This window comes from Mesorhizobium sp. YR577, from assembly GCF_900116595.1.
Taxonomy (GTDB): Bacteria; Pseudomonadota; Alphaproteobacteria; order Rhizobiales; family Rhizobiaceae; genus Mesorhizobium_M.
Map to the genome: position 1 here is coordinate 204,010 of NZ_FPBI01000012.1, position 18,521 is coordinate 222,530.

22 protein-coding genes are annotated in these 18,521 nt (G+C 62.5%); 9 read left to right on the forward strand and 13 right to left on the reverse strand.

All coding sequences use genetic code 11. The features are described from left to right. Window positions 1-39: 39 nt before the first annotated feature. Entirely contained in the window at window positions 40-858 is an 819-nt protein-coding gene (locus BM413_RS19020; RefSeq protein WP_091915896.1) for a lytic murein transglycosylase, read from the forward strand. A gap of 147 nt (window positions 859-1,005) precedes the next feature. Here BM413_RS19020 and BM413_RS19025 read toward each other — a convergent pair whose 3' ends face one another. Next, window positions 1,006-2,229 carry an argininosuccinate synthase gene (locus BM413_RS19025; RefSeq protein ID WP_091915898.1) on the reverse strand — a complete coding sequence of 408 codons (1,224 nt, stop codon included), beginning with the start codon at window positions 2,227-2,229 and terminating at the stop codon, window positions 1,006-1,008. Between the two features lie 168 nt (window positions 2,230-2,397). Here BM413_RS19025 and BM413_RS19030 point away from each other — a divergent pair, with 168 nt between their 5' ends. After that, the gene (locus tag BM413_RS19030) at window positions 2,398-3,039 is read left to right on the forward strand and encodes a LysE family translocator (protein WP_091915900.1); all 642 of its coding nucleotides are present in this window, start codon (window positions 2,398-2,400) and stop codon (window positions 3,037-3,039) included. A gap of 3 nt (window positions 3,040-3,042) precedes the next feature. On the opposite strand, the gene BM413_RS19035 is transcribed toward BM413_RS19030, so the two are convergent. The 8 genes from BM413_RS19035 to BM413_RS19075 all read right to left on the reverse strand — a co-directional run bounded on the left by BM413_RS19035 (window position 3,043) and on the right by BM413_RS19075 (window position 8,016). After that, on the reverse strand, window positions 3,043-3,585 hold the full coding sequence (locus tag BM413_RS19035; RefSeq protein ID WP_244537919.1) for an acyltransferase: 543 nt from the start codon (window positions 3,583-3,585) through the stop codon (window positions 3,043-3,045). 62 nt (window positions 3,586-3,647) lie between these two features. Further along, window positions 3,648-4,145: a hypothetical protein gene (locus tag BM413_RS19040; protein ID WP_091915904.1), complete on the reverse strand. Its 498-nt coding sequence runs from the start codon at window positions 4,143-4,145 to the stop codon at window positions 3,648-3,650. Next, window positions 4,142-4,594: a hypothetical protein gene (locus BM413_RS19045; protein WP_091915906.1), complete on the reverse strand. Its 453-nt coding sequence runs from the start codon at window positions 4,592-4,594 to the stop codon at window positions 4,142-4,144. The genes BM413_RS19040 and BM413_RS19045 overlap by 4 nt, the downstream gene beginning before the upstream one ends. After that, the gene (locus BM413_RS19050; protein WP_139238611.1) at window positions 4,591-5,052 is read right to left on the reverse strand and encodes a hypothetical protein; all 462 of its coding nucleotides are present in this window, start codon (window positions 5,050-5,052) and stop codon (window positions 4,591-4,593) included. The genes BM413_RS19045 and BM413_RS19050 overlap by 4 nt, the downstream gene beginning before the upstream one ends. Continuing rightward, on the reverse strand, window positions 5,049-6,284 hold the full coding sequence (rlmN, locus tag BM413_RS19055; RefSeq protein ID WP_091915974.1) for a dual-specificity RNA methyltransferase RlmN: 1,236 nt from the start codon (window positions 6,282-6,284) through the stop codon (window positions 5,049-5,051). The genes BM413_RS19050 and rlmN overlap by 4 nt, the downstream gene beginning before the upstream one ends. A 228-nt stretch (window positions 6,285-6,512) precedes the next feature. Continuing rightward, entirely contained in the window at window positions 6,513-7,016 is a 504-nt protein-coding gene (locus tag BM413_RS19060) for an invasion associated locus B family protein (RefSeq protein WP_091915910.1), read from the reverse strand. Between the two features lie 289 nt (window positions 7,017-7,305). Further along, window positions 7,306-7,659 (reverse strand): YkvA family protein, encoded by a 354-nt coding sequence (locus tag BM413_RS19070; RefSeq protein WP_091915914.1) that lies wholly within the window; start codon window positions 7,657-7,659, stop codon window positions 7,306-7,308. A gap of 60 nt (window positions 7,660-7,719) precedes the next feature. Continuing rightward, window positions 7,720-8,016, reverse strand: a complete 297-nt coding sequence (locus tag BM413_RS19075) for a 4a-hydroxytetrahydrobiopterin dehydratase (RefSeq protein ID WP_091915916.1) — start codon at window positions 8,014-8,016, stop codon at window positions 7,720-7,722. A 50-nt stretch (window positions 8,017-8,066) separates the two neighbouring features. Here BM413_RS19075 and BM413_RS19080 point away from each other — a divergent pair, with 50 nt between their 5' ends. Beyond that, on the forward strand, window positions 8,067-8,582 hold the full coding sequence (locus BM413_RS19080; RefSeq protein ID WP_091915918.1) for a low molecular weight protein-tyrosine-phosphatase: 516 nt from the start codon (window positions 8,067-8,069) through the stop codon (window positions 8,580-8,582). On the opposite strand, the gene thpR is transcribed toward BM413_RS19080, so the two are convergent. Further along, window positions 8,489-9,082: an RNA 2',3'-cyclic phosphodiesterase gene (gene thpR / locus BM413_RS19085; RefSeq protein ID WP_091915920.1), complete on the reverse strand. Its 594-nt coding sequence runs from the start codon at window positions 9,080-9,082 to the stop codon at window positions 8,489-8,491. The two genes, BM413_RS19080 and thpR, sit on opposite strands and share 94 nt — an antisense overlap. 111 nt (window positions 9,083-9,193) lie before the next feature. Beyond that, complete coding sequence (locus BM413_RS19090; protein ID WP_091915922.1) at window positions 9,194-9,838, reverse strand: arylesterase; 645 nt, start codon at window positions 9,836-9,838, stop codon at window positions 9,194-9,196. A 64-nt stretch (window positions 9,839-9,902) separates the two neighbouring features. Between BM413_RS19090 and BM413_RS19095 the strand changes: the two genes are divergently transcribed. The 4 genes from BM413_RS19095 (at window position 9,903) to BM413_RS19110 (ending at window position 14,853) form a co-directional block, all read left to right on the forward strand. Further along, window positions 9,903-10,601: an ABC transporter ATP-binding protein gene (locus tag BM413_RS19095; RefSeq protein WP_091915926.1), complete on the forward strand. Its 699-nt coding sequence runs from the start codon at window positions 9,903-9,905 to the stop codon at window positions 10,599-10,601. Window positions 10,602-10,612: 11 nt separating this feature from the next. Then, the gene (locus BM413_RS19100; protein ID WP_091915928.1) at window positions 10,613-13,162 is read left to right on the forward strand and encodes an ABC transporter permease; all 2,550 of its coding nucleotides are present in this window, start codon (window positions 10,613-10,615) and stop codon (window positions 13,160-13,162) included. A gap of 230 nt (window positions 13,163-13,392) precedes the next feature. Next, entirely contained in the window at window positions 13,393-14,172 is a 780-nt protein-coding gene (locus BM413_RS19105) for a Bax inhibitor-1/YccA family protein (RefSeq protein ID WP_091915930.1), read from the forward strand. Window positions 14,173-14,283: 111 nt separating this feature from the next. After that, entirely contained in the window at window positions 14,284-14,853 is a 570-nt protein-coding gene (locus BM413_RS19110) for a GNAT family N-acetyltransferase (RefSeq protein ID WP_091915932.1), read from the forward strand. Window positions 14,854-14,858: 5 nt separating this feature from the next. Here BM413_RS19110 and BM413_RS19115 read toward each other — a convergent pair whose 3' ends face one another. Together BM413_RS19115 and BM413_RS19120 are read right to left on the reverse strand one after the other, a co-directional pair. Continuing rightward, entirely contained in the window at window positions 14,859-15,245 is a 387-nt protein-coding gene (locus tag BM413_RS19115; protein WP_091915934.1) for a DUF2794 domain-containing protein, read from the reverse strand. Between the two features lie 456 nt (window positions 15,246-15,701). Beyond that, entirely contained in the window at window positions 15,702-16,466 is a 765-nt protein-coding gene (locus BM413_RS19120) for a DUF1223 domain-containing protein (protein ID WP_091915936.1), read from the reverse strand. 193 nt (window positions 16,467-16,659) lie between these two features. Here BM413_RS19120 and BM413_RS19125 point away from each other — a divergent pair, with 193 nt between their 5' ends. Both BM413_RS19125 and BM413_RS19130 read left to right on the forward strand, forming a co-directional pair. Continuing rightward, window positions 16,660-17,337 (forward strand): ceramidase domain-containing protein, encoded by a 678-nt coding sequence (locus tag BM413_RS19125; protein ID WP_091915938.1) that lies wholly within the window; start codon window positions 16,660-16,662, stop codon window positions 17,335-17,337. A 29-nt stretch (window positions 17,338-17,366) separates the two neighbouring features. After that, window positions 17,367-18,284, forward strand: a complete 918-nt coding sequence (locus tag BM413_RS19130; protein WP_244537920.1) for a TolB family protein — start codon at window positions 17,367-17,369, stop codon at window positions 18,282-18,284. Window positions 18,285-18,521 lie beyond the last annotated feature (237 nt).

The following is an 18,521-nucleotide window of genomic DNA, read 5'->3' on the forward strand; positions in this document are numbered from 1 at the left end:
GCGTTTCAGGGACGTGATTCAGGCAATCAGGAGAACAGCATGGCATTTTCTGCCAAGGGAAAGATTTTTGCCGCCGCCGCCTTCGCCCTGCTCGGTCTTGCGACCGGCAGCGCAAATGCGGCCCAATGCGGCAACACCGCCGCCGGTTTCGAGGCATGGAAGAAGCAGTTCAGCCAGGAAGCTGCGGCCAACGGCATCAGCAGCCGTGCACTGAGCGCGCTGGCAGGCACCAAATATGCCACCAAGACCATTTCCGCCGACCGCAACCAGCACAGCTTCAAGCTGTCGCTGAGCCAGTTCATGGCCAAGCGCGGCGGCAAGACCATCGCCTCGCGCGGCAAGGCCATGAAGGCGCAGAATGCGGCGCTGTTCGATCGCATCGAGCAGCGCTACGGCGTGCCCGCCGGCCCGCTGATCGCGATCTGGGGCATGGAAACGGGTTTTGGCAGCTTCACCGGCAACCAGAACACGCTGTCGGCTGTCGCGACGCTCGCCTATGACTGCCGCCGCACCGAATATTTCACCGACCAGCTCTATGCAGCGCTGAAGCTTGTGCAGAACGGCACGCTGACGGCCGCGACCACGGGTGCGGCGCATGGCGAGATCGGCCAGACGCAGTTCCTGCCGGTCAACGTGCTGAAATACGGCGTCGACGGCGACGGCAACGGCCGCATCGACCTCAAGGGCAAGGCCGACGCTCTGGCCTCGACCGCCAACTTCCTGCGTGGCCATGGCTGGTCGCGCGGCGGCGGCTATCAGCCGGGACAGGCCAATTTCGGCGCCATCCAGGGCTGGAATGCGGCCAGCGTCTACCAGCAGGCCATCGCCATCATCGGCGCGGAAATCGACGGGCAGTAAGCGCTCTTTTTCCTTCTCCCCGTTCACGGGGAGAAGGTGGCCCGAAGGGCCGGATGAGGGGCAGCACCAAAGCTGGCAAGGTTAGCTCTGCCCCTCATCTGCCTGCCGGCATCTTCTCCCCGTATAGTGACGGGGAGAAGAAAGATTTCACCCCCGCTGATCCCTTGCTGCCAGCGTGCGCAGGCGCAGGGCGTTGAGCTTGATGAAGCCGGCGGCGTCCTTCTGGTCGTAGGCGCCCTGGTCGTCCTCGAAGGTGACCAGCTTGTCGGAATAGAGCGATTTCGGGCTCTCGCGGCCGGTGACCATGACGTTGCCCTTGTAAAGCTTCAGCGTCACTTCGCCTTCGACGTTCTTCTGGCTGAGATCGATCGCCGCCTGCAGCATCTCGCGCTCGGGCGAGAACCAGAAGCCGTAATAGATCAGCTCGGCATAGCGCGGCATCAGATCGTCCTTGAGGTGCGCCGCACCGCGGTCGAGCGTGATCGATTCGATGGCGCGGTGCGCGGCAAGCAGGATCGTGCCGCCCGGGGTCTCGTAGACGCCGCGGCTCTTCATGCCGACATAACGGTTCTCGACCAGATCGAGACGGCCGATGCCGTTGTCGCGGCCATAGTCGTTGAGCTTGGCCAGCAGGGTTGCCGGCGACAGGCGCTCGCCATTGATCGAAACCGCGTCACCCTTCTCGAAGCCGACCTTGATGACCGTCGCCTTGTCGGGTGCTGCTTCCGGCGAAATCGTGCGCATATGGACATATTCCGGCGCTTCGACCGCCGGGTCTTCCAGAACCTTGCCCTCGGAGGAGGAGTGCAGGAGGTTGGCGTCGACGGAAAAGGGGGCCTCGCCCTTCTTGTCCTTGGCGACCGGGATCTGGTGCTGTTCGGCGAAGTCGAGCAGGTCGGTGCGGCTCTTGAACGACCAGTCGCGCCACGGTGCGATGATCTTGATGTCGGGGTTGAGCGCATAGGCCGACAGCTCGAAGCGGACCTGGTCGTTGCCCTTGCCGGTGGCGCCGTGGGCGATGGCGTCGGCGCCGGTCTTGCGGGCAATGTCGACGAGGTGCTTGGAGATCAGCGGGCGGGCAATCGAGGTGCCGAGCAGGTAGACGCCTTCATAGACGGCATTGGCGCGGAACATCGGGAAGACGAAATCGCGCACGAATTCCTCGCGCACGTCCTCGATGAAGATTTCCTTGATCCCCATCATCTCGGCCTTCTTGCGTGCCGGCTCGAGTTCCTCGCCCTGGCCGAGATCGGCGGTGAAGGTGACCACCTCCGCGCCCAGTTCGGTCTGCAGCCATTTCAGGATGATGGAGGTGTCGAGGCCGCCGGAATAGGCGAGCACGACCTTTTTCACGTCTTTCCACTTCGACATTTTCTGATCCGGTCCTTCCAGTCGCGGAAAGGCCACGGCGGCACTCCGCTTTCGGCGGGCACTATTAGCAGGAAAGGCAAAGCGGGCAAGCTTTGCGGGGCGTGAATCACGCTGGCGCGGCAATCTGGTTTCGGCTAGCTTGCGCCGTTCTCAGCCGGGCCCGAAAAAATGTCGTTCATTCCCGATACTGCCATCATCATCCAGTTCGCCATCGCCACCTTCATCATCGCGATCACGCCCGGTCCCGACATGACGCTGTTCGTCGGGCGCGCGCTTTCGGAGGGACGGGCTGCCGGCTTTGCCTGCATGTTCGGGGCGATGACCGGCATCATCATCCATACGGCGCTGGTGGCGCTGGGCCTGTCGGCGCTGATCGTCGCTTCGCCGCAGGCGTTCCTGGCGTTGAAGATCGGCGGAGCCGGCTATCTGGTGTGGCTTGCCTATCAGGCGATAAGGCACGGCTCGGCGTTTTCGCCCGACATGACGAAGCGCGCGCCGCGCTCGCTGTTCCAGAACTGGGCGACCGGGCTTGGCATCAATCTGCTCAACCCGAAGATCATCCTGTTCTTCATGACCTTCCTGCCGCAGTTCGTTTCCGCGCATGACCCGCATGCGCCGGGAAAGCTGTTCTTCCTCGGCGTTCTGTTCATCCCGCTGTCGCTGCCGCTGACTGTGCCGATGGTGATCGCCGCCGACAAATTCGCCGGGCTTTTGAAGAAGAACCCGACGGTGACGCGCATCGTCGACTATCTGTTTGCCGGCGTGTTCTCGGCCTTTGCGCTGAAGATCCTTACGGCGCAGGCGAAGTAACGCTCAGCGTTCCTTGATGCGCCGGGCAGGCACGCCGGCGTAGACGCCGAATGGCTTGGTCGATCTGGTGACCACCGCGCCGGCAGCGATGACGCAGCCCTTTGCGATGTGGACGCCGTCGAGCACGGTCGCATGGGCGCCGATCCAGACGTCGTCCTCTATCACCACGCCCTTGCGGCTGAGCCCCTGCGTGTGGATCGGCGCATCGCGATCCCTGAAGACGTGATTGAAGGAAACGATGGCGCAGTGGGAGGCGATCCTCACATGGTTGCCGACGGTAAGCGTGCCCTGTCCGTGAAGTATGGTGAATGGGTTGATCGAGACATGGTCACCCAGCGTGATGCGGCCGCCGCCGCCGGTGCGGAACAGGACATGCTCCTCGATGAGGCAATGGTCGCCGATAACCACGGAACCGCCTTGGCCCACCTCGATACTGGCGCTGCTCTTCACGCGCGTGCCCACGCCGATCGCGTAGTTGTTGCGCCAGGCCCGGTAGGTGTTGCTCAGATCCTTGAAGCGCGAACTTATTTTCTTGCGAAGCGTCAATGATGACTTCCTGATGATGATGACGATCAAAACCCCCATCAGGGCGTTTCAATGGCCGGAAGTCATCGTTGCTTGTTGAAATCGTTTTTCCAGCTTCCGGCCGAGTTGCCGGCGACCAGCCAGTAGGCGATGCCGCCGATAAGCCCGGTGCCGATGAGCAGCATGGCCATGCGCGGGTCGTCGGTGAAGCGGGTGTCCGGGGTGAAGCCGCCTTCGGCGTCTCCGATCCTGAGGGTGGCAAGGTGGCGCAGGAAGCCCATGACGACCAGCGAAACCACGCCACCGCCCAGCGCATGGGTCAGCCAGTCGCGCTTGCCGAGCAGTTCGGTGAGTACGATGACGATCATGGCCGGGACGAAGGCGTAATAGGCGGTGATCAGCGCGACGAAGGGAATGCCGGCGGCAAATGATGCCGTGACCGCCCATGGCGGCGCATCAGCGAAGAAACCGGCCGCGCCGAGCATCATGACGTTGAAGAAGGCAGCTGCTGCAAAGGCGGCGACGATATAGCCGATGAGGATGACGAACAGCCGGCCGAGGATGAGGAGGATGTTGGTCACGATGTTTGCGGCCTGAATCCGAGAGATACGGCTTTAACGGTCAACCACCAATATACCAGACTGCCTACCATGAAGGACGGCAGTAATGAGAGGCCAAAAAAAAGCAGATCCGGCAGCGGTTCGATCCCCAATTGATCCAGAACGACCAATCCAAAAAATATCGCCCACAACGATATTCCGGCCGAAGCAAAATACCGCCAATTGGTCACTCGCCTCCATTCTGCCCAAAGAATGGGTGGAAGTGTAAAAACGAGTAAGAGCACGGCCCATATAACCGCGATCATGGTGGTTGTGTTTATGCTTTCGCCTAAAGTCCACGTTGGGACGCCTCGCATGCTGTCGATGATCCAACTGATTATCGCGAGCGTCACCCCAAGACACAGGGAAGCGGCCATATAGGCAGACACAATAACTGCGATCCGACAACCGATGGCGGCGATCCCGGTCATGGCTCGACCTTGACCGCAGGCAGGCCGGCCTTGCGGCCCGCGACCACCCAATAAGCCGCCCCACCGCCTAGACCGGCGAGCAGCAGGATAGCCGGCATCAGCGGCTCAAGGCTTTCGCTGCCGGAGCCGAGGTAATGCGTCAGCACGTAGGCGCAGGCGGCGGCGAGGCCGATGAGGAGGCCGGCTGCCGCATAATAGTGCCATCGGTGCCAGCCATAGAACTCGCTGACAAGGGCGCTGGCCAGTCCGGGCAGGAAGGCATAGCGCGCAATCATGAGGGCCAGGAACGGGATCGCGGCCAGCCGGTTTTCGCGGGCAATGTCAGGAACGTCCTGAGCGGCTGCCAGGAGATTGGTCTGCTGGAGGCCCTGAACGATCCCGGCGGCGACCAGGCAGGCTGCAAGAAAACCGAACCAGACGGCGAAGAAGCGCCGAACCATGGCAAGCGGTCGGCTCACGCCTCGCCGTGCCCTGCGATCATCATGGCTTCGAGTGCGAGCCGCTCGGTCTTCTTCATGCGCTCGGATTCGGACTTCAGCTGGCCGCAGGCCGCAAGAATGTCGCGGCCGCGCGGGGTGCGGATCGGGGAGGCATAGCCGGCATTGTTGATGTAGTCGGCGAACTTCTCGATCGTCTCCCAGTCCGAGCACTGGTAGTTGGTGCCGGGCCATGGGTTGAACGGGATCAGGTTGATCTTGGCCGGAACGCCCTTCAGCAGCTTGATCAGCGCCTTGGCGTCTTCGATGGAATCGTTGACGTCCTTCAGCATCACATATTCGAAGGTGATGCGGCGCGCATTGGACAGGCCGGGATAGGCGCGGCAGGCGGCGATCAGTTCCTTCAGCGGATACTTCTTGTTGATCGGCACCAGCATGTCGCGCAGATCGTCATTGGTGGCGTGCAGCGAGATCGCCAGCATGACGCCGATCTCCTCGCCGGTGCGGAAGATTTCGGGCACGACGCCGGAGGTCGACAGCGTGATGCGGCGCTTCGACAGCGACAGCCCGTCGCCGTCGGAGGCGATCAGCAGGGCCTTCTTGACCTCTTCGAAATTGTAGAGCGGCTCACCCATGCCCATCATGACGATGTTGGAGATTTTTCGCCCTTCCGCCGGCACGATGGCGCCGTCCGGCGTGTCGCGGTCGGGGAAGTCGCCGAGCCGGTCGCGCGCCGACATCAGCTGCGTCAGGATTTCCTCCGCCGTCAGGTTGCGCACGAGCTTCTGCGTGCCGGTGTGGCAGAAGGAGCAGGTCAGCGTGCAGCCAACCTGCGAAGAAATGCACAGTGTGCCGCGCCCTTCCTCGGGGATGTAGACGGTCTCGATCTCTACGGGACGGCCGGCGCCGCGCGGCGGGAATCGAAAGAGCCATTTGCGCGTGCCGTCTGAGGAAATCTGTTCTTCGACGATTTCCGGCCGAGCGATGGTGAAATGCTGATCGAGGGCCCCGCGCAGATCCTTCGAGATGTTGAACATATGGGCGAAGTCGGAGACGCCGCGCACATAGAGCCAGTGCCAGAGCTGCTGGCTGCGCATTTTTGCCTGCCGCTCTGGCACGATGCCGGCGGCAATCAGCGCCTCGGCCATCTCGGCACGCGTCAGCCCGACCAGCGAAGCCTTGGCGGGGGTGGCAGCGCGGGCGCGCAATGCGTCGCGGGTTGTGTCTGCGGTGAGATCGAACGAAAGAGCCATGATACCGGTAATCGGGGTTGATGCGGTCGCGACGAGGCGATCCTGTGCGCCGCACATATCACGAGATCGCGGCGGCGTCACGGCCCCGCAGATGGGGAGGCTATGCGGCGTTTCCAAGACGTATGGCCAGAGAGGATGTCAAATACCGGCCAGCGGGGGCGGGGCTTCAAAAAGAAAAGGCCGGGCGTTTCGGCCCGGCCAGTTGGAAGTGCTGAAAAGATAGAACGCTTACTTGCAGGTGGCGATCGAGGAGAGTGCCGCCGAAATGCCCTTGAGCGAGAAGACGTAGCTGGTCGGATTGCCACGGCCGGATTTGGCGGCGATCTTCATGTCGGCGCCGCCCTTCATGGCGGCGATCAGCAGCGGCTCCTCGGCGGCGTTTTCCACCCAGGCCGATTTTCCGCGCGTGAACATGGAGAAGGATTTGTCGCCGACCGTGACGGTGACCTTGGAGTTCGCCTGGAAATCGTAAGAGGCGATGAATTGCGGCTCATAGGAGATCGACTGGCCGGGGCGCTGGCTGACGAAGAAGAAGATGTCGCCATGGTCGAGCGTTGCCGGCTGCTTGTCGGTCGGCACGGTCAGCACGTAGCAGACCTTGCCGTTGTTGGCCTGGTAGCTGTAGGTGCCCCAGGCATTGTGCTGGCCGATCTTGGTTGCCGACTGGGCAAAGGACGGCGCCGCGCCCGCGACCAGGATGAGGCTCGATAAAAGGACAGTCAGTCGGCGCATTGTTTTTGGTTTCCCTGTATTTCGCATTGTGGTGCGCAAGCAGGCCGGTCCGCCCTGCCCGTTTGGGTTCATTTTGATTTAATCTGGGTTACCAAAGGGTGAATGTTCCCTGAAAAAAGGATCATTACCACCAAAGGTATAACCGCCTCGCGCATGCAAGCCTCGCCGTCGAGACCTGCAAGCACCGTCCCTTGGTTGTGGTTGAAGACCACGAAAACGGCAAGAATTTGACTTTTCTTTTCAGGCTGCAATCTGGATGTCAACGCCGCTGCGCGCAACGTCCGGCCGGTCAGTCCAGTTCTTCAAGGGCTTCCTTGGCGGCAAGGCGATGCGCCGGGGTGATGTGCGCACGCACGGCGGCAATCGCAGCCGACAGAACCGCGATATCGTCGGTGAAGCCGAGGCCGAAGATGATGTCGGGAATGGCGTCGGTCGGCAGCACGAAATAGGCGAGAGCGCCGAGCAGGATGCCCTTGGCGCGCAGCGGCGTCTTGCTGTCGAGCGCGCAGTAATAGGCAGCTATCACGTCCTCCATGAAGGGGACATGACGCGCCGCGCGCTTGGCGGTGTGCCAGAATCTGTCGCGGACGCGCTTCTCGTCGCCACGCAAACCGTTGGTGTCGAAATTTCCCGCCTTGGCCATTCCGTTACTCCTGTCGCCCGGAATGTGGGAAAGCGTGAAGGGCTGCGCAAGAGATAGGGGTCAAAAACCGGCAAAACCGTCCATCTTGCCGGCCAGCTCGAAGTCGAGGCGGCTGAGGCCGTCGGCATCATGCGTGGTTAGCGTCACGTCGACGGTCTTGTAGACATTCGACCATTCGGGGTGATGGTCCATGGTTTCGGCGGCAAGGGCTGCGCGGGTCATGAAGGCAAAGGCCTCGCTGAAATCGGCGAAGACGAATTTTTTGGAGATCGCGGCACCCTCGCGGTCCAGGCTCCAGCCTTTCACCCCGGCCAAAGCCTTGTCCACGGCATCCCTGTCAAGTTTCTGTCTGGCCATTTCGCGCTTCCGTGCTATCGCTTGTCGGTTCTTATCATAGTGTCGGCACGATGATCGCAAAGTCCCAGACGTCCATTCTTTTCGTATGCCTCGGCAATATCTGCCGTTCGCCGCTGGCCGAGGGCGTTTTTCGCGCGGTGATTTCCGAGCGCGGCGTCGCTGATGACTTCCTGCTCGACTCTGCCGGCACCGGCGGCTGGCACCAAGGTTCGGCGCCCGATCCGCGTTCGGTGGCGATCGCAGCCGACCACGGCCTCGACATTTCGACGCAGAAGGCGCGCAAGGTGGTGTCGGCCGATTTCCAGCGCTTCGACCTGATCCTGGGAATGGATCGTTCCAATGTCGATGATCTCAGGCGGGCCGCACCGCCGGAGGCGCGGGACAGGGTCCATCTGTTCCTCGACTTTGCCGATGGCAAGGGGAAGGACGTGCCCGACCCGTATTACGGTGGTGCAGACGGCTTCGCCGATGTCTACCGCATGATCCGCAATGCTTCGGAATCGCTGGCCGACAGGCTGGAGCGCGAATCGCCACCCGTGAGCGGCCAGGCCTCCTCGACGATATAGGGTCCGCCGCCGACCGAATCGCGCGACGACATCAGCACGAAGCGCCCGACCTTGAAGGGTACGGTGGAGAAATTGCCGCGCGCCGAAAGATATTGCGCGACATCCAGCGGGCTGGAATTGCGCAACCGCGCCAGCGTGACATGGGGCGAGAATTTGCGTGGGTCGGCCGGTATCCCGAGGCGCTGGCAGATGCGCTCGATCTCGGCCTGAAGCGCGTAGAGGTCGGGCGAGGTTTGCACCCCGGCCCAGACCGCATGCGGCTTTTTCGAGCCGAAGGCGCCGACGCCGGAAAGCTTCATCTGGAAGGACGGTCGTCGGATCCGGTCGAGGGCATTGGCGATCTCGTCGGCGACGTGGCCTTCGATATCGCCGAAGAAGCGCAGAGTGAGGTGATAGTTTTCGACGTCGATCCAGCGGGCTCCCGGCAGACCTCCACGCAGCAGTGAAAGTGAAAGCGCTGCGTCACGCGGGATTTCGAGGGCGGTGAAAAGTCTTGGCATCGCTGCCTCCCCGAATCGAACTCTTGATGTCTAGCGAATCACCGATCCGCAATGTGAGCAAGCTGTTTGTTTGTCATGTCGGTGCGATGACATCGTCATCAACATGGTTGATCAGGATTTGTTCGCATTGGCCGAAATCGTCTTCTCGACCACCGGCAGCATGCGTTCGACCATGCGGTCTACACCGGTGGCGTTGGGGTGCATGCCGTCTTCCAGCAATGCGGTCTTGTCGGCAGCGACGCCGTCGAGGAAGAACGGATAGAGCGTGGCGCCGTATTTTTCGGCAAGTTTCGGATAGATCGTGCCGAACTGCTCGCCATAAGAGTGGCCGAGATTGGGCGCTGCGACCATGCCGGCCAGAAGCACCGGAATATTGCGCTCCTTGAGCCGGGCCAGCATCTTGTCGAGGTTCTGTTCGACGATCTCAGGGTCGATGCCGCGCAGCATGTCGTTGGCGCCAAGCTCCAGTATGACAAGCTCCGTGCCGTCGGGAATGGACCAGTCGAGGCGCGACAGGCCGCCGCTGGTGGTGTCGCCGGAGACGCCGGCATTGGTGATCACGACATCGTGACCATTGTTGCGTAGCGCCTTTTCAAGCTTTTCGGGAAAGCTCTCGCCGGGGTTGAGGCCATATCCGGCCATGAGACTGTCGCCGAAGCCGACTATCTTGAACGGTTCGGCCCAAACCGGGGTGTTTGCCGTGAAAAAGGCAAGAGATGCGGCAAAGAGTGCGAAAATCAGATGTTTCAATGCCATGTGTCAAAGCCCATATGACGAATAAATTCCTGCCGCTTTCATTTCCATATAGGACAGATTTGCCGTGACAGAAGCCGTCATCGACCTGAAGGATGTTTCGCTGACACTGGGCACGGGGGCGTCGTCCGTCCATGTGCTGAAGGGTGTGAGCCTGACGGTGACTGCCGGCGAGGCAACCGGCATCGTCGGCCCGTCGGGTTCCGGCAAGTCGACGCTGTTGATGGTTCTGGCCGGGCTGGAAGGGGTCGATTCGGGAACGGTACGAATTGCCGGCGAGCTTCTGAACGGCAAGAGCGAGGACCAGATCGCGGCGTTTCGCGGCCGCAATGTCGGTATCGTCTTCCAGTCCTTCCACCTCATTCCCAACATGACGGCGCTGGAAAATGTCGCCGTGCCGTTGGAGCTGGCGGGAAAGCGCGACGCTTTCGCCATTGCCGAGCGCGAACTGGCGTCGGTGGGCCTGGCCGACCGGGTGACGCATTATCCGGGCGAGCTTTCGGGCGGCGAGCAGCAGCGCGTTGCGATCGCCCGGGCGCTGGCGCCGGAGCCGCGCATTCTCATCGCCGACGAGCCGACCGGCAATCTCGACCAGGCGACGGGGCGGCAGATTGCCGATCTTCTGTTCGCCAAGGCCAAGGAACGCGCCATGACGCTGGTTCTGGTCACGCATGATCCTTCGCTTGCCGCGCGCTGCACGCGGCAGGTGGCGATGCGCTCGGGCCGGATCGAAGCCGAGCCGCCGCTTGCCGTCGTTTCGGCTTGAGGCGGCTGCCGATGCCGTTTTCGCAAACCCTCAAACTCGCCGTCCGTTTCTCGCTGCGCGAAATGCGCGGCGGGTTTTCCGGCTTTCTGATCTTCCTCACCTGCATCGCGCTTGGCGTCGCGGCAATCGGCGGCGTCAATTCGGTGGCGCGGTCGATCACGGCAGGCGTGGCCAATGAGGGGCAGTCGCTGCTCGGCGGCGACCTGCGCTTCCAGCTCAACCAGCGCGAGGCGACTGCCGACGAAAGCGCCTTCCTGAAGGGATTGGGCACGCTGTCGGAAAGCGCGAACATGCGCTCTATGGCGCGGCTGGAGGATGGTTCCGACCAGTCGCTGGCCGAGGTGAAGGCCGTTGACGGCGTCTACCCGCTGTTCGGGGCGCTGGTGACGGAGCCGGCACTGTCGCGCGATGCGATGTTCGGTGAAAGGGACGGCGTGTTCGGCGCTGCGGCTTCCGACCTTTTGTTCGAACGGCTCAGCATAAAGCTAGGCAGCCGGATAAAGCTCGGCTCTGCCACCTTCGAACTGCGCGCCAAGATCACCACGGAGCCGGACGCGGTTTCGGAAGGCTTCGGCTTTGCGCCGCGCCTGATGGTGTCGCTGGATGGCCTGCGCGCCTCCGGCCTCGTCCAGCCCGGCAGCCTGGTCGAATATGCCTACAAGGTGCGGCTGGCAGACGGCAGCAGCGAGGCGGCGGTGACTTCCGTGCGCGATGAAGCGACCGAAAAGTTTCCGCAGGCAGGCTGGAGCGTGCGTACCCGCACCAATGCGGCACCCGCACTTTCCTCCAACATCGAGCGTTTCTCGCAGTTCCTGACGCTGGTCGGGCTCACCGCGCTGGTCGTCGGCGGGGTGGGCGTCGCCAATGCCGTGCGTGCCTATCTCGATGGCAAGCGCGGCGTCATCGCCACCTTCAAGAGCCTCGGCGCCTCGGGCGGCTTCGTCTTCACCGTCTATCTCGTGCAGATCCTGATCATCGCCGGCATCGGCATCGTCATCGGGCTGGTCGTCGGCGCACTGATGCCGTTTGCGGCGAGTGCTGCCCTTTCCACCGTCATACCGGTGCCCGCGGAAGGCGGCATCTATCCCGGCGCGCTGGCGATGGCAGCACTCTTCGGCCTGCTGGTGACGCTGGCCTTTGCGCTGCTGCCGCTCGGCCGGGCGCGCGACGTGCCGGCGACCGCGCTGTTTCGCGAGATGGGCTTTGGCGGTGGTGGCTTGCCGCGCCGGGTCTATGTCGTCGGTGCGCTGGGGATCGCAGCCCTTCTGGCGCTGCTCGCTATCTGGTTTTCGGGCGACCGGCGCATCGCCGCGATCTTCGTCGGCGCGACGATCTTCGCCTTCATCGTGTTGCGCAGCGTCGGTGTCGGCGTGCAGTGGCTGGCGCGAAAAAGCCCGCGCCTGCGCTCGACAGCACTCAGGCTTGCCGTCGGCAACATCCATCGTCCCGGTGCGCTGACGCCGTCGGTGGTGCTGTCGCTGGGGCTCGGCCTGACGCTGCTGGTGACGCTGGCGCTGATCGACGGCAATCTGCGCCAGCAGATCGCCGGCAGCCTGCCGAAACAGGCGCCGAACTTCTTCTTCGTCGATATCCAGAGCACGGATGTCGACGCCTTCTCGGCGCTGGTCGAGAAGGAAGCACCGGACGGCAAGCTGGTGCGCGTGCCGATGCTGCGCGGCCGCGTCATGGCGCTGAACGGCGTCGACGTGCAGAAGCTGACCGTGCCGCCGGCAGGCGCCTGGGTGCTGCGCGGCGACCGTGGCCTGACCTATGCCAAGAACCAGCCTGAGAACTCGACGCTGAGCGCCGGCACGTGGTGGCCGGAGGATTATTCGGGCGAGCCGCTGGTTTCCTTCGCGGCGGAAGAAGCCGGCGAGCTCGGCCTGAAGCTCGGCGACACGGTGACGGTGAATGTGCTTGGCCGCAACGTGACGGCAAAGATCGCCAATTTCCGCGAAGTGCAGTGGGAATCGATGGGCATCAATTTCGTCATGGTGTTTTCGCCCAACACATTTGCCGGCGCGCCGCACTCATGGCTGGCGACACTTTTGACGCCGAAGGCCGACAGCGCCGAGGAAACGCGCCTGCTCAACGCGGTCACCCGCGCCTTTCCCGCCGTGACCACGGTGCGGGTCAAGGATGCGCTGGAGGTGGTCAACCGCATCGTCGGCCAGCTCGGCACGGCGATCCGCGCGGCGGCAAGCGTGGCGCTGATCGCGTCGGTGCTGGTGCTGGCCGGCGCGCTCGCCGCCGGCAACCGGGCGCGGGTCCATGATGCGGTGGTGCTGAAGACGCTGGGCGCGACGCGGCGCACGCTGATTGCTGCCTTCTCGCTCGAATACATGCTGATCGGTTTGGCGACGGCGGTGTTCGCGCTCGCTGCCGGCGGCGTCGCGGCGTGGTTTGTTGTCGCACGAATCATGACGCTGCCTTCGCGTTTTCTACCCGAGGTGGCGGTGGCAACGATCCTGATCGCGCTCGCCGTCACGGTAGGCATCGGCCTGATCGGCACATGGAGAGTGTTGGGACACAAGGCGGCACCGGTGCTGCGGAATCTGTAGCGGGTCGCCCTGTCAATCGATCGAAGGAGCTAGGCGCGGCTAGTCCTGATGGCAAAAAAGGGTATTTTTTGGCCATTTCCTGCAATCACGCGGCATTGCGGGGTGTAACGGGTCTTGTTCTCGTCAAAAAGAATCATCATATTTGCCGCAGGCATGCTGGAGTCCCGCCAGCGGCGCCTGGGTTCATTTGAACCTGACACCCGACGGGGCAGAAGCAATAGAGGAAATCAATGGCTGACCTTCGCAACTATCAGACGCATGTCGCAAACGCGGGTACCCGCGCCGACAGCGTCATCGACGAGGGCCTGCGCGCCTACATGCTCAAGGTTTACAACCTTATGGCGCTTGGGCTCGCAATCACCGGTGTGGCCGCTCTCGCCACCATGATGATGGCGACCACCAACGATCCGGCGACCGCCGTCGCCACACTTGCCAACGGCAAGATGCTGACCAACCTCGGTGTGGCCCTTTATGGTTCACCGCTGAAGTGGGTTGTCATGCTCGCTCCGCTCGGCATGGTGTTCTTCCTGAGCGCCCGTATCCAGTCGATGAGTGTTTCCGGCGCGCAGACCGCGTTCTGGGTCTTCGCCGCCCTCATGGGCCTGTCGCTGTCGTCGATCTTCCTGGTCTTCACGGCGCAGAGCATCACGCAGACCTTCTTCGTGACCGCCGCCGCCTTCGGTGCGCTGTCGCTGTTCGGCTACACCACCAAGCGTGACCTGACCGGCATGGGCACCTTCCTGGTGATGGGCGTGTTCGGCCTGATCATCGCCATGGTCGTCAACATCTTCCTGGGCTCGCCGGCCCTGCAGTTCGCCATTTCGGCTATCGGCGTGCTGATATTCTCCGGCCTCACCGCCTACGACACGCAGAAGATCAAGGAAATGTATTTCGAGGGTGACGACGTGCTCGTTGCCGGCCGCAAGGCCATCATGGGCGCGCTGACGCTCTATCTCGACTTCATCAACCTGTTCACCTTCCTGCTGCAGTTCCTCGGCAACCGCGAGTAATCGCGACCGCTGCTGGACCAGCAACAAGACGAGGGCGGCCCAAAAGGCCGCCCTTTTCTTTTATGGAACACTCTGCTCAAATTCGGGCACGTCAATTAGAGTGCATAAATTATGAGCAGCATCAATATCAGGCCAGCAGAGGCTTCGGACCTCGATTCGATTACGGAGATCTACGCGGACGCGGTCGATCACGGCACGGCGAGCTACGAACTGGAGCCGCCATCACGGGTAGAAATGGGCGAGCGATTCGCCAGCCTGCGAGCAGAGGGGTACCCCTATGTCGTCGCCGAAGAGGGTGGCCGAATCATCGGCTATGCCTATGCCGGAGCCTTCCGCGCCCGTCCGGCCTACCGCTTCATCGTCGAGAATTCCATCTATGTCGCGCCGCAAGCCAAGGGCAAGGGCGTCGGCCGGGCGCTGCTTGAACGGCTGATCGCTGAAGCGACCGCGCTAGGCTTCCGGCAGATGATCGCGGTGATCGGCGACGGCTCGCCGCAGAGCCCGTCCGTCAGGCTGCATGAGAAGCTGGGCTTCATCCATTCAGGCAAGCTGGAAGGGTCGGGCTACAAGCATGGCCGCTGGCTCGACACGGTGTTCATGCAGTTTCCGATGAATGGCGGTGCCGGCCTGCAGCCCGATCCAGACTCGCTGCCGGAGCGGAAGTTTCGCGGAAAAGTATAGCGAAATCAGGCTTCTACGAGTTTCAACGTCTTGTCGAAGACGCCGAGAACGCGGGCGAGCTCATGCCCGCGCTTGAGGATCAGGCCGCCGGCTGCGACGACGCTGAAGGCACCCTGCTTGCGGGCGAGCTTGGGGTTCTTGATGATCTGGAACAGCGGCGTCTCGCTGGCGCGCCGGAATACGGAGAACACGGCGCGGTCGGGAAGGCGGTCTATGGCATAGTCGCGCCATTCGTTTGCGGCGACCATCCGGCCATACAGACGAAGAATCTGCTCGAGCTCACGCCTCTCGAAGGAAACCGGTAGCTCCTGCCGCTCGCGCCTGGCCTCGTGAAGGGGAATCAATATTGCTGATTCCTGCCCATCCTCCGCTCCACCTCCGCGATCGGTCATGCAGCTTAACCTTCCGTGACAGTTTGGCGACAAGAGAGTCGCGCTTTCGCCCGTGAAAAGCAAGCCCCGCCGCTCGAATACGCCCTAGGGTAGAATCAAGCCGGGTTCCTGTAACAAATCCGTACACTCTGTTTTTATAGGTGATACGCTGCCACAATTCTGACACCTTTTGCACAAGCTGCCGCCTCAATGTCAGTCGACTTTGCGGGTGTTGCCTGAGACGGTTCGGTCCGGCACCGGCCTGTAAACCCCAAGCCCCCCGCCCACGGGTCAGAGTCGGATCGAACCAACCTCAGCTTCCTCAAGGAGGCTGAGTGCGACGATCCCAAATAAATTGGAACCGGTGTCAGCTCAGTTTGGCCCCGGTTTTTTGTTGGCTGAATGCCGGCGGCCGCCGCATTCGGCTTGCAAAGAAGTATCTCGCTGGCTGCTTCAGATGGCGCCCGGCACGGCTAGTCAGATGCGGTTGCCGTCCGGCTTGCGGTAGATGGCGGCGCCCAGGACCGGGCCGGGCATGCCATCCTTGCCGACTGCCTGGAGCAGCACGGCGAAGCCGCCCTTGGTGGCGATCTTGGTTGCCGGCAGTTCATACCGGGCGGCCTTGCCGTGCCACATTCCGGCGCTCTGGATATCGGACACCGCGTTGACATACGTGACCGTGCGGCCCTTGTTTTCGCCCCGGGGCACGGCAATTGCCTGAGGCGCATCGAAATAGACCAGAACGACATGGGCCTTGGCAGAGCTCTGGTTCGCCGCCGATCCCGTTTCGATGACCAGGCTTTCGCCGGTAAGCTTGACGCTCACGTCGACGCTGAGGCCTTGCTCGGCTTTGTTCAGCTCGTCGAACGCATCCAGTATGTCGTCGCGCTTGGCGCCGTTGACGTGGATGCGGCCGTTGATCACTGCCTGGGGGGTGTAGACGGAGCGCGTCCCGAAGGAGCGCATATAGGCGTATTGGCGGTCGGTGCTGTCGGGGCTGCTGAGGGTGTCGCGCCAGCCGAGATAATCCCAATAGTCGACATGATAGGCGAGCGCCACGTAGTCACCGCCGGTAGCGAATTTTTCGAACAAAGCGTCGGCCGGGGGGCAGGAACTGCAGCCCTGGCTGGTGAACAGCTCGATCACGCCGGCAGGCCGCGTGCCGTCGGCTGCCGCCGCCGCCGTAAGGGCCGGCATCGCCAGCGCTACCACCGCCAGCCGAGAGAAAAAACGCAATTCCATGGTCGTTCCACAATCCCCACCGGCCTTTGGCCGAGTTTTTCATTGCCGAAACAATAGGCAGTGCGGCAATCAACGGGAAGTCACGTTGCGGTGACATAGTGACCTGGACGTGCCTTATAGTGTTGTAACGAGTGGTAAAGGTGCCAAGGCTAACGTTAGGGATATTGAAGCGCCAGCCAAAGAACTTTCGAGAATGCCCAACACCCTTTTCGATCATGTTGATCTCTACTGCGAAAGATTGGGCCCGGAACTCTGGGCGGAGCCGGCCAACGCCCTGACAAATCTGGCCTTTGTTATCGCAGGCTTGTGGGGCGTGCGGGAAGTGCGCAGGCGCGGCACCGGCACGTTTGCCGAAGTGCTGGCGTGGTGGGCGGTGGCAATCGGCATCGGCTCGGCCCTGTTCCATACCTTCGCCAATCGACTGACGATCTGGGCCGATGTGCTGCCGATTGCCGGCTTCACTCTTGCCTACACGCTCTTGAACCTGCGCCGCTTCCTCGGCTTCGGCTGGCCGAAGGCGGTCGCGATCTTCGTGGGCTTCTACGCTGTGGTCGGATTTCTCACCTTCATGGTGCCCGACTGGCTGCGGCAGGCCTCGAACGGCTCGACGGGCTATCTGCCGCCGTTCCTGGCCCTGATCTTCTTCGGCATTCTGGTGACGGCGCATGGCAATCGCGCCGGCTGGTACAATCTGGCCGCAGCGGCGATCTTCGTCGCCTCGGTCACGTTCCGCGCCATCGATCCCGTGGTGTGCGATGCGTTTCCGCTGGGCACCCACTTCCTGTGGCACATCCTGAACGGGCTGATGCTGGGCGTGCTGTTGATGGCCGTCGCAAAGTATGGTGGTTTGCGCCGGACATCGCAACAATAGCTCCATCTTGCCGATCAGGAATTTCAGCGATGACAGCATCAGGCACAAGCATGCGCCCCGACGCGCGGGCGCGACGGCTCAAGGCCGGCCATTTCAGCGAGCTTGTCGTCATCGACCGCGACGGCGGGCAGCCTCGCGTCGTCTATGACAGCGGTGAACTGATCGAGGCGCCGAACTGGACGCCGGACGGCAAATGGCTGGTCTACAATGCCGACGGGCGCCTGTTCCGCATCTCGCTCGACGGCAGCGACGGGCCGCACCGCATCAACAGCGCGCCGGTCGAAAACCTCAACAACGATCACGTGATCGCGCCCGACGGGCAGAGCATCTTCGTCACCGCTTATGACGGCCATCTCTACGTCCTGCCGTTTGCGGGCGGCGTGCCGACAAGGGTCTCCCGGGAGACGGAGCGCGGCCTGCGCCACTATCTGCATGGCATCTCGCCCGATGGCGCGACGCTCGCCTATGTCGGCATGTACCGCACGCCCGAGGGCGTGGCGACGACCTGGATCTGCACGATGGCGGCTGCGGGCGGCGGTGATGTCTTTCTCACCGACGGGGCCTGTCCGGTGGATGGGCCGGAATTTTCGGCGGACGGGGAATGGATCTATTTCAACTCGGAGGCGGCAGCGGAGAGGCCCGGCCACGCGCAGATCTTCCGCATGCGCCGTGATGGCAGCAGGCTGGAGCAGTTGGCGCATGATGCTCGGGTGAACTGGTTTCCGCATCCATCGCCGGATGGCTCGCTGGTGGCCTATCTGAGCTATCCGGAAGGCACGACGGGACACCCCGCCGACCGCGCCGTGATCCTGCGCATGATGGACCCGGAGGGGAACAACGGCCGCGACCTCGATGCCTTCGATGGCGGGCAGGGAACGATCAACGTCAATTCCTGGTCGCCCGATTCGCGCTGCCTCGCTTATGTCCGGTATCCGAGGTACGGCTGAAGCGTTTCATATCTTGGCGGAAACAGCCCGGCGCAGACTCTCCCCCACTCCGTCTCGGCTTCGCCGAGCCACCTCTCCCCCGATCGACGGGGGAGAGGAAACGCCGTCGGCAATGCTGGGCGCCCTTCCTCTCCCCTTTTGAGGGGGAGCAACCATGTTTGCGTCATCGCGTATGGACTGGTGTCCAAGGTGTTCCCCTTGCGATGACGGCATTGGCCAGAATGGCGAGTTTTCGGG